Raw genomic sequence first — 8,947 nt, 5'->3', positions numbered from 1 at the left:
TTTGGCTCGTCGGTAGTGGCGACGCAGCTTTTCCAGCATGGCGATAAACAGCGATGAGTTTTTCTTTATCCCGCTGACGTAAAGTACTCTTCCATTGCCTGCATGGAGAACGCCTGCCAGGTAATGTTTGGCGTTCTTTCCAGGTGTGACAACCCGCTTTTGCTGCGCTCTGAACATCCAGTCGGCCCCTAATTTGGGATTAAGGTCTATATCGACTTCATCCTCATAAAACACCGGATTATCTGCATCACAGCGGGCCAGTACCGCGTCGATATTAGCCATTTTCTCCTGATAGGCCGGGTCTTTTATCCGCAAGGTCGGCACGGGCCTTCGCCAGACAATGCCCATACGCGGTAACCATCGGCGGAGCGTGGAGGCTGCCATATTGAGCCCCATTAACCGATTGATTTTGATAGCCAATAGTTCGGTACACCAACGGCTGCGCTGATAACCAAAATCTTGCGGAGAAAACTGCATGAGCAGCACCAGTAAGGTGACAATCTTGGCGACAGGTAAGATCGGGGCACGGCCAGCCGGTAAGGCTTCTAACGCCCCCACACCTTCATCCCGATACCATCGAAGCCAACGGCCGATGGTTGAGCGAGCAGCGCCGGTAAGGTGATGAACATCAGTGATCGTGCGTCCTTCATGTAACAGCAAGATGGCCATCAAGCGACGAGCATGCCCTTTATCACGCGTGGCATGGATGATTTTGTGAATGCGGCGCCGTTGTGGTCGTGGCAGGGGTGGTAGGATAGGCATCAACTCAGTCCTTTGGGTGTGGCTTGTTTTGTTTGGCGACTAATGAGATCGCACAAACTGGACTGAGTTCCCTTCCCCCAGTGATCTACTATTCGAAACAGCTATTTAGTTTCCAATAGTTGTTGGCTCAACAGCTCGATCACCAGCATGGCGCTTATCTTTGAGTGAAATGAACCCGCTGTCAGCGGTCCTGCCGGTTTTGCCGCTACCAGCAACTGATCTGCGAGGGTGGCGAGCGGGCTGCGACGGGTATTGCTGAGCACTATGATGCTTGCTCCGTGTTCTTTGCCCAGTTGCACCGCATGCAGCAGATCTTTGGTCGAGCCAGAGCTGGAAACAGCTATTACCCCCAGTTTCAGACAGGTGGCATTCATCACAGCTCGATGCATATCGCTGAACTGTTGGGCTGATATTCCCATACGCAGTAAGCGATAGGCTAGGTACTCCCCGATAATGGCACTCGCGGCAACACCATAGATCTGGTGGGCTTTCTCCAACAGCTCGGCACTTTGCACGAGAGCGTCCTTGCTTATCAGGGGGCCAGTATCACGCAGCGCCGCCACACTCTCCTCAATCTGTCGTGGTCAACTAAATCCGGGCACCGGGTTAGGCTGGTTTTCGGCTTTTGCTGGCGGTATCCCGTCATCGTCGATATGGGGGCGGATCGGACATAAGTGTGATGGCGATTTAAAATGGGTAATTCATTTGACTATTTAGGTTGACCTGCACTGACCATGAGATTTAAATGGTCACCATTGGCTGTCAACCTGCACTCAGCGGAGCGATTAGGGATGCCATGCCAGGTGGTGTTCCACTCATATTATTGCGGGAAGCAGGCATATGAAGTCGATGATGCGGTCAGAACCTTATCCATTGCTCTTGTCACACCGATTCTGGGGATTGCTGTCGATGGTCTTGCTGCTGAGCTTCTTCAGCATGGGCCTGCTAGCGAAAACCTATCCCGTTGAGCAGACTCGCATCGAGCAGTTTTTTCCGGGCGTCGTTATTTCCAAGGCCACCGGTCCCTATCAGGTTCGCACCCTGAGCAAAGAGGGCAAGCCGATAGGCTATGCGTTCCAGACCATCGATGTTGTGAATATTCCCGCCTACTCGGGCAAGCCCATCAACATGCAGATATTGCTCGACCCCAAGGGGGTGATTGTCGATGCCTATGTGCTCGAGCACCATGAGCCCATCCTGCTGATTGGTATTCCGGAAGCGAAGCTGCATGGTTTTAATGCCAGATATGCAGGCGTTGGAGTGAATCAACGAGTGGTGGTCGGCCACTCTAGCGATCCGGATGCGGTCACGATTGATGCCATCACCGGGGCGACAGTCACCGCCATGGTGGTCAACGAAATCGTCATGCACGCTGCGCACAAGGTGGCGCTGTCACTGAGTCTGGTCGAAGAGAAGAGCGGTGCGAAACCCAAGCCTGCCATGGTGCGCACCGATCGCTATGAGCCCGGAAACTGGGCGACGCTCACCGGCAACGGCGCCATCCGCCGGTTGCATCTGACCCGTGGCCAGGTCGATGCGGCGTTCAAAGGGACCGAGGCGCAAGACGTCGGCACTGCCACGGCCGAGCAGGTTGACGATACCTTCATCGATCTCTACGTCGCGCACCTGAATCCCCCCTCCATCGGCCGCAATCTGCTGGGGGACAAACAGTTCCAGGTGCTGATGCAAACGCTCCAACCCGGCGAGCAGGCCGTCGCCGTGCTGGGCAGGGGGGAATACTCCTTCAAGGGGTCGGGTTATGTGCGTGGCGGCATCTTCGACCGGGTGCAACTGCGCCAGTTTGGCGACACTATCAGTTTCCGTGACTCGGATTTCCAGCGTCTCGACGATGTCTATGCAGAGGGAATGCCTGAGTTTGACGAGATGGCGATCTTTACCATTCGTGCCCATGCGGCATTTGATCCCGGCTCGCCCTGGAGCCTGGAATTGCTGGTGCGCCGCCAGACCGGGCCGGTCAAGGGGGTCTTCAGCAGTTTTGAGCTTGCTTACCAGTTGCCCGAATCCTATCTGACACGCCCCCTGCCGAGTGCCGAGGAGCTGGCCGCGGCCGAAGAGGCTGCGCGACCGCTGTGGGTGAAGATCTGGTACCAGAAGAGCGTGCAGATCGGCATCATCGGGCTTGCGCTGCTGCTGCTCACCACCATCCTGTTCTTCCAGGACAGGTTCACCCGGCGACCCCATTTTCTGCACTGGCTGCGCCGTGGATACCTGTTGTTCACCGTGACCTACATCGGCTGGTATGCGCTGGGACAGCTCTCGGTGGTCAATGTGCTGACCTTTGTCCATGCGCTGTTCCAAGATTTTCGCTGGGAGTTGTTCCTCACCGATCCCGTCCTCTTCATCCTCTGGACCTTCACAGCCGCCACCATTCTGCTCTGGGGCCGTGGCGTGTTCTGTGGCTGGCTCTGCCCGTTTGGCGCGTTGCAGGAGCTGATCAATGAGGCGGCGCGAAAACTGAAGGTCCGCCAGTTCGAACTTCCCTTTGCGGTGCACGAACGGCTTTGGGCCATCAAGTACATCATCCTGCTGGTACTTTTCGGCATCTCGCTGGAGTCGATGCAGATGGCCGAACAGGCCGCCGAAGTGGAACCCTTCAAGACGGCCATCATCCTCGGGTTCGATCGTCAATGGTGGTTCGTGTTGTACGCCGCGCTCCTGCTGGTGATCAACCTCTTCACCCGCAAGGTCTACTGTCGTTACATCTGCCCGCTGGGGGCTGCGCTGGCGATCCCCACCAAGCTACGCCAGTTCGACTGGCTCAAGCGGCGCAAGGAGTGCGGCAGCCCCTGCCAGCTCTGTGCCAAGGAATGCGAGATCCAGGCCATCCATCCGGATGGGCGGATCAACGCCAACGAATGCCACTATTGCCTCGATTGTCAGATGACCTATCACAATGAGCGCAAGTGCTTGCCGTTAGTGATGAAAAACAAACAGGCCAAACGTGGCGGCCAAGGACAGGTTGGTATTGAACGGATACCTGTCACCTCAATTGAAACCTGAACAATCAATAACCCTCGTGAGGCGAGTCCGTTCGCCCCGTCAAAAACGATAAAGGAGTCGGTTTATGAGTGATAAGTATCCTGAGAATGCCGAGCAGGAGTTGAGTCAAGGCGGCCTCAGCCGTCGCAGCTTCTTCAAGGGGGCTGGTGCCCTGACGGGGGCCGCGCTGGCCACCACGGCCTTTGGTGGCGCGGTGATGAGCCGGGAGAGCTGGGCTGCGGCCGTTTCCGAGGCCAAGCAGAACATTCATGTCGCGCCAGGGGATCTCGATGACTACTACGGCTTCTGGAGTGGTGGTCATCAGGGCGAGGTGCGGGTCCTGGGCATCCCCTCCATGCGTGAATTGATGCGTATTCCTGTGTTCAACGTCGATTCCGCCACCGGCTGGGGGCTGACCAATGAAAGCCGCCACATCATGGGCGAGAGCGTCAAGTTCCTGAACGGTGATTGTCACCACCCCCACATCTCCATGACCGACGGCAAATACGACGGCAAGTACCTGTTCATCAACGACAAGGCCAATAGCCGGGTGGCCCGCATCCGGCTGGACATCATGAAGTGCGACAAGATGCTGACGGTGCCCAACGTCCAGGCCATTCACGGCCTGCGCCTGCAGAAGGTGCCGTACACCAAGTACGTGTTTGCCAACGCCGAGTTCGTCATTCCCCATCCCAACGACGGCACCACCTTCGATCTGCAGGATAAAAACAGCTACACCCTGTTCAACGTCATCGACGCGGAGAAGATGGAGATGGCCTTCCAGGTGATTGTCGATGGCAACCTGGATAACACAGATGCGGACTACACCGGCACCTATGCGGCGTCTACCTGCTACAACTCGGAGAAGGCCTACGATCTGGGCGGCATGATGCGCAACGAGCGTGACTGGGTGGTGGTATTCAACATCCCGCGTATCGAGGCAGCCATCAAGGCCGGCAAGTTCGTGACGCTGGGTGACTCCAAGGTGCCGGTGGTTGACGGGCGGGAAGGCTCCGAACTGACTCGCTATATCCCGGTGCCAAAAAATCCTCACGGTTGCAACACCTCGTCCGACGGCAAGTACTTCATCGCCAACGGCAAGTTGTCACCGACCGTGAGCATGATCGAGATCGCCAAGCTCGACGATCTGTTCGCGGGCAAGCTCAAGGATCCGCGCGAGGTGATCGCGGCCGAGCCTGAGTTGGGTCTGGGTCCGTTACACACTACCTTCGATGGTCGCGGCAATGCCTATACCACGCTGTTCATCGACAGCCAGGTGGTGAAGTGGAACATGGCCGACGCGGTGCGTGCCTATCAGGGCGAGAAGGTCGACTACATCAGACAGAAACTCGATGTGCAGTATCAACCCGGCCACTTGCATGCGTCCCTGACGGAAACCAGCGAAGCCGATGGCAAATGGTTGGTGGCGCTGTGCAAGTTCTCCAAGGACCGTTTCCTGCCTACCGGCCCGCTCCACCCGGAAAACGATCAGCTGATCGACATCTCCGGTGAGGAGATGAAGCTGGTGCATGATGGTCCCACTTTCGCCGAGCCCCACGACTGCATCCTGGCTCGCCGGGATCAGATCAAGACCCGCAAGCTGTGGGATCGCAAGGATCCTTTCTTCGCACCCACCGTAGAGATGGCGGCAAAAGACGGCGTCAAGCTGGAGACCGATAACAAGGTGATCCGCGATGGCAACAAGGTGCGGGTCTACATGACCTCGATGGCCCCGGCCTATGGGATCACCGAGTTCAAGGTCAAGCAGGGGGATGAAGTCACGGTGGTGATTACCAACATCGATCAGATCGAGGATGTCAGCCACGGCTTCGTCATGGTCAACCATGGCGCCAGCATGGAGATCAGCCCGCAGCAGACGTCCTCCATTACCTTCACCGCCGATAAGCCGGGCCTGCATTGGTACTATTGCAGTTGGTTCTGTCATGCACTCCACATGGAAATGGTTGGTCGCATGCTGGTCGAGCCAGCCTAACCATAGTGTCGGGTGGTGCCGATGGCATCGACACCACCCGAATATCCAGGATCCAGGACATGAACCCTCTATCGGTATTACCGACCTTGCCAAGGCAGGCCCGGAGCACTGTTGCGCTGTTGGTGCTGGGATGTTCCTGCATTGGTGCGGCCTTTGCGGCACCTCAATCCATTCGTTCCCTGCCCCTGCAACCCGATGGAGAGGCGCGTTGGCGTCTGCCTGCCGGAGAGTACCGGGGGCAGTTTCGTATTGAAGAATCCCTGATGCTCCGTTGCGAGGCGGGGGCGGTGATCAATGCCGAAGGGGAGGGCAATGCCCTCACCATCGCGGCGCCGAACGTGACGGTGCAGGGCTGTACTCTGACCAACTGGGGTAGCAACCTCACCAAGCTCAATGCCGCTGTCTTCATCCAGCGGGAAGCCAGTCACGCCAAGGTGCAGGCCAATCGGATGCAAGGACCGGCCAGCGGGATCTGGGTGGATGGCACGAGCAACGTCAGCCTGCTGGATAACGTGATCGAGGGAGAGCTGCGACTGCGTTCGCAGGATCGTGGCAATGGCATTCATCTCTATGCCGTGCACGGGGCGCGGGTCATCGGTAATCGGGTACGCCACGCCCGTGATGGTATCTATATCGATACCTCCAACGGCAACAGCCTCGAAGGCAATCAGCTGGAAGATCTGCGCTACGGCATTCATTACATGTTTTCCAACGACAACCGGGTGATCGGCAACCTGACTCGCCGCACCCGCACCGGTTATGCACTCATGCAGAGTCGCAAGTTGACCGTGATCGGCAACCGTTCCGAGCAGGATCAGAACTACGGGATCCTGATGAACTACATCACCTATTCCACCCTCAGGGGCAATCTGGTCACGGAGGTTCGTGACGGGGGCGCGGGCGAAGGCATGATCTCCGGTTCCGAGGGCAAGGCGTTGTTTATCTACAACTCGCTCTTCAACCGCATCGAGCACAACCGTTTCGAGCGCAGCGCGCTGGGAATCCATCTCACTGCGGGATCGGAAGACAACCTCATCAGCGACAATGCCTTTATTAACAATCGGCAACAGGTCAAATATGTCGCCTCCCGGCGGCAGGAGTGGTCGGTGGCGGGCCGCGGCAACTACTGGAGCGATTATCTGGGCTGGGACCGTAACAACGACGGGTTGGGAGAGGTGGCCTACGAACCGAACGACAACGTGGACAGGCTGCTCTGGCGCTATCCGCAGGTCCGACTGCTAATGAACAGCCCCGGCATCGAGGTGTTGCGCTGGGCCCAGCGCGCCTTCCCCATCATCAAATCTCCCGGCGTGCAGGATAGCTACCCGCTGATGCAGCCTCCGGCCATCGCCCCTCATCCACAGGAGAACCCCTCATGAACGCGGTCGACATTCAGGGCGTACACCAGCGCATCGGTGGCATGACCATATTGCAGGACGTGAACCTGAGCCTGCAGGAAGGTGAGGTGCTGGGGCTGTTCGGCCATAACGGTGCGGGCAAGACTACCAGCATGAAGCTGATCCTCGGCCTGTTGAGCCCGAGTGAAGGGCGGGTGCAGGTACTCGGCGGTCAGCCACAGGATCTCAACGTGCGCCGTCAGCTCGGTTATCTGCCGGAAAACGTAACCTTTTATCCACAGCTCACTGGGCGGGAGACCCTCGCCCATTTTGCCCGTCTGCGGGGTGCGGCCCCCCAGCAGGTGGTGGAGTTGCTGGACCAGGTCGGGCTCAGCCATGCGGCGGCGCGTCGGGTGAAGACTTATTCCAAGGGGATGCGTCAGCGGCTCGGTCTGGCCCAGGCACTGCTTGGCGAGCCGCGTCTGCTGTTGCTCGATGAACCCACGGTGGGGCTGGATCCCATCGCCACCCAAGAGCTCTATCAGCTGATCGATCGCCTGCGCCAGGGGGGCACCAGCATCATCCTCTGCTCCCACGCGCTTGCCGGGGTGGAGGCCCACCTCAATCGCGTCGCCATACTGGCCGGTGGCCGCTTGCAAGCCGTGGGTGATCTCGCCCAGTTGCGCGCCGACACTGGCTTGCCGGTGCGGATGCGCATCCATGGATTGGAGGATGGCAACCATTGGATTGGGCGCTGGCGGGAGGCGGGCCATCAGGCTCGCTTGCTCGATGCACAGAGCGTGGAAGTGGTGGTGCACAACGGCCACAAGCTGGCATTGCTGCGCGAGTTACTGGGGGAATGCGAGCCCGGTGACATAGAGGTGCATCAACCTTCGCTGGAAGATCTCTATTGCCACTACATGGCGCGAGCCGATCAGGCGAACCGGAAGGAGGTACGGCCATGAATCAGGTCTGGAACATTGCCCGCAAGGAGTTCAGCGATGGTCTGCGCAACCGCTGGCTACTGGCCATCAGCCTGCTGTTTGCGGTGCTGGCGGTCGGCATTGCCTGGCTCGGCGCTGCCGCCTCCGGCCAGCTGGGATTTACCTCCATTCCCGCCACCATCGCCAGTCTGGCGAGCCTTGCGACCTTCCTGATGCCCCTCATCGCCTTGCTGCTGGCCTATGACGCCATTGTTGGCGAGGAGGAGAGCGGCACTCTGATGCTGCTGCTGACCTATCCCCTCGGCCACGGCCAGATCCTGATGGGCAAGTTTGTCGGTCACGGCCTGATCCTGGCACTGGCGACCCTGCTCGGTTTTGGCTGCGCCGCCCTGGCCATTGCCGTGCTGGTGGAGGATATCTCCCTCTCCACCCTGGTCTGGGCGTTCGGCCGTTTCATGGTGTCATCCACCCTGCTGGGCTGGGTCTTCCTCGCCATGGCCTATGTACTGAGCAGCAAGGTCAGCGAGAAGTCCCGTGCCGCCGGGTTGGCGCTGGGCGTCTGGTTCCTGTTCGTACTGGTGTTTGATCTGCTGTTGCTGGCACTGCTGGTGCTGAGCGAGGGCCATTTCAGCGCCACCCTCTTGCCCTGGCTGCTATTGCTCAATCCGGCCGATATCTATCGGCTGATCAACCTCTCCGGCTTCGAAGGGGAGAGTGGCGGGTTGGGGGTGCTCTCCCTCGGGAGTGAATTGCCCTTTTCTACCGACATGCTTGGGTTCTGCCTGTTGTTGTGGGTCGGCGTGTCGCTTTGGCTGGCTTATGCCGTGTTTCGTCGTCGCTCGGTCTGAGCCGGGTATAACAAGGATAGTAATATGCTGAATTCAAATAATTTTTATCTTAAAGGCAGCCTG

Annotated in this window: 7 protein-coding genes; 5 read left to right on the top strand and 2 right to left on the bottom strand. The window is 58.4% G+C overall.

The window, feature by feature from the left end:
* Both BN1127_RS19205 and BN1127_RS19200 read right to left on the bottom strand, forming a co-directional pair.
* Positions 1 to 762 (bottom strand): IS630 family transposase (locus BN1127_RS19205; RefSeq protein ID WP_042650507.1); only part of this gene is annotated, 762 nt, incomplete at its 3' end.
* A gap of 101 nt (positions 763 to 863) precedes the next feature.
* Positions 864 to 1,277, bottom strand: coding sequence for an SIS domain-containing protein (locus tag BN1127_RS19200; protein WP_197069668.1), 414 nt, complete (start codon positions 1,275 to 1,277; stop codon positions 864 to 866).
* A 394-nt stretch (positions 1,278 to 1,671) separates the two neighbouring features.
* On the opposite strand from BN1127_RS19200, the gene nosR reads away from it, so the two are divergent.
* From nosR to BN1127_RS19175, 5 genes are all read left to right on the top strand, one after another.
* The gene (gene nosR, locus BN1127_RS19195) at positions 1,672 to 3,783 is read left to right on the top strand and encodes a transcriptional regulator NosR (protein ID WP_231557523.1); all 2,112 of its coding nucleotides are present in this window, start codon (positions 1,672 to 1,674) and stop codon (positions 3,781 to 3,783) included.
* 64 nt (positions 3,784 to 3,847) lie between these two features.
* The gene (gene nosZ / locus BN1127_RS19190; RefSeq protein ID WP_021141192.1) at positions 3,848 to 5,755 is read left to right on the top strand and encodes a TAT-dependent nitrous-oxide reductase; all 1,908 of its coding nucleotides are present in this window, start codon (positions 3,848 to 3,850) and stop codon (positions 5,753 to 5,755) included.
* Between the two features lie 59 nt (positions 5,756 to 5,814).
* Entirely contained in the window at positions 5,815 to 7,134 is a 1,320-nt protein-coding gene (locus BN1127_RS19185) for a nitrous oxide reductase family maturation protein NosD (RefSeq protein WP_082030171.1), read from the top strand.
* Positions 7,131 to 8,057, top strand: coding sequence for an ABC transporter ATP-binding protein (locus tag BN1127_RS19180; RefSeq protein WP_042650506.1), 927 nt, complete (start codon positions 7,131 to 7,133; stop codon positions 8,055 to 8,057). Before BN1127_RS19185 ends, BN1127_RS19180 begins: the two co-directional genes overlap by 4 nt.
* A complete protein-coding gene (locus tag BN1127_RS19175; RefSeq protein ID WP_005324386.1) occupies positions 8,054 to 8,884 on the top strand; it encodes an ABC transporter permease in 831 nt (276 codons plus the stop codon). Before BN1127_RS19180 ends, BN1127_RS19175 begins: the two co-directional genes overlap by 4 nt.
* Positions 8,885 to 8,947: the final 63 nt, after the last annotated feature.

This window comes from Aeromonas media, assembly GCF_000819985.1.
GTDB classification, from domain to species: domain Bacteria; phylum Pseudomonadota; class Gammaproteobacteria; order Enterobacterales; family Aeromonadaceae; genus Aeromonas; species Aeromonas media.
The sequence above is the reverse complement of the archived record's forward strand: the minus strand, read 5'-3'. Positions and strand labels throughout refer to the sequence as shown.